The following is a 1,576-nucleotide window of genomic DNA, read 5'->3' as shown; positions in this document are numbered from 1 at the left end:
TGAATGAATTTCATAATTCTCAGCCCAACGCCCACAAGCGTTTTAGCGCATAAAAAAAGGAGAACCTCCCCAAACAGTCGAAAAGAGTTAGCGACGAAACAAACTCAGACTGGAGGAAATCCCCTTATGCCTATTATAAGACAAGTGAGCCTGTTTGGCATCCAGGAATTATATGACCTGGAACCTCCCCAGCGATATGAAGCGATTTTTTCGACGCTGGATCTTGAGAAAATCGTCGCTGTTGTATCAAAGAAATCGTGGCGCGGTGCCCCGGTAGAACTGAATTATCCTGCCATGATCTGTTCTTTAATCGCTAGATTGGTCGAGCGTATTCCGACGATCAAAGATTTACTGAAGCGATTAAAAAACGATCTCCTATTTCGTGTGAATTGTGGTTTTTTGATCTCTGATGATGTTCCATCTGAAGCGTCGTATTCAAGAATGATTCAAAAACTATCAGTTGCCGATGTGTTTGATCAGGAAAATGACGCCATGATTCTTCAGGCATTTACTGAAGGATTTATCACAGATGACCATGTGGCGATTGATGCCTCACACTTTGAAGCGCGTGACCAGGCACCAGCCAAAGAAGAAAAACCAAAGCCTGAACCAAAGAAGCGCGGCCGTAAAACAAAAGCAGAACAGGCTGTGTTTGATCAATTAAAGAAAGAAGCTGAACTGAATCAGACGCTATTTGAAAAAGAAGTCGCGGCACAACTGGATGCCACTTATGAAGAACTACGTTCTGATATCCCAATCGAACCACAATGGGGCGTCAAGAAAAACAGTGAAGGGAAAAACGCTTACTGGTTCGGTTATAAAGCACATCTCGCAGTTGGGACAAAGAGTCAGTATATCTTTCAGTCTCTGATGAGTTCAGGCAGCCTGCATGACAGTAAAGCAGCGATCCCTTTGTTAAAAGGAATTGAAAAGCTGGGTCTTCCAATTCAAGTTGGCTGTATGGATGCAGGTTATGATGTGCCGGCGATCTACCAACAGTTGTTTCGGATGAATGCTCAATCTGTCATCGCTTATAATAAGCGCCGTGAACAGGAAGTGCCCGGGTTCAATGAACACTTTGCCCCAACCTGTGTCAGAGAGCACGCCTATCGGTATGACAGCTTTGATCCGAGATGGAAGACCATTAAATTCACACGTCCGAAGGAATGTGCCGATTGTCCACTCGCGCAGGATTCGCTGTGCCAGAAAACATTTAAGTTCAGAATCGAAAGGGATTTAAGGCGCTACACAGCGCCAGCTCGAGGATCGACAAAATGGAAAGCCCTTTTTGCCGAACGAACCGCTGTAGAACGTGTAAATGCTTACCTGAAAGAATTCTTTCAGTTGAATAATGTCAGACACCGTCACGGAAAGAAAGCGAAGCTGCATTTGAGCTTGATCACGCTTTTATTCAATGCGTCTAAACTTGCGGCGGATCGGATCAATCGCTTATTACAAGATGAAATGGCCAATCAACAAACAGCTTAAGCTTCAAATGAAAGATTAAAAAATATCGATTTTAGAGAACAGGCGCTTTATTGGCTTTTTTAAAAAGAGCAATTATGAAATCGATTCA

Annotated in this window: 1 protein-coding gene; it reads left to right on the top strand. The window is 43.5% G+C overall.

What is annotated here, in order from left to right; translation table 11 throughout:
- Positions 1-126 precede the first annotated feature (126 nt).
- A complete protein-coding gene (locus tag JOD21_RS19170) occupies positions 127-1,488 on the top strand; it encodes a transposase (protein WP_204731101.1) in 1,362 nt (453 codons plus the stop codon).
- Positions 1,489-1,576 lie beyond the last annotated feature (88 nt).

This window comes from Jeotgalibacillus terrae (genome assembly GCF_016908195.1).
GTDB classification, from domain to species: domain Bacteria; phylum Bacillota; class Bacilli; order Bacillales; family Jeotgalibacillaceae; genus Jeotgalibacillus; species Jeotgalibacillus terrae.
Note: the sequence above shows the minus strand (reverse complement) of the source record. Positions and strands in the feature narration are given on the sequence as shown.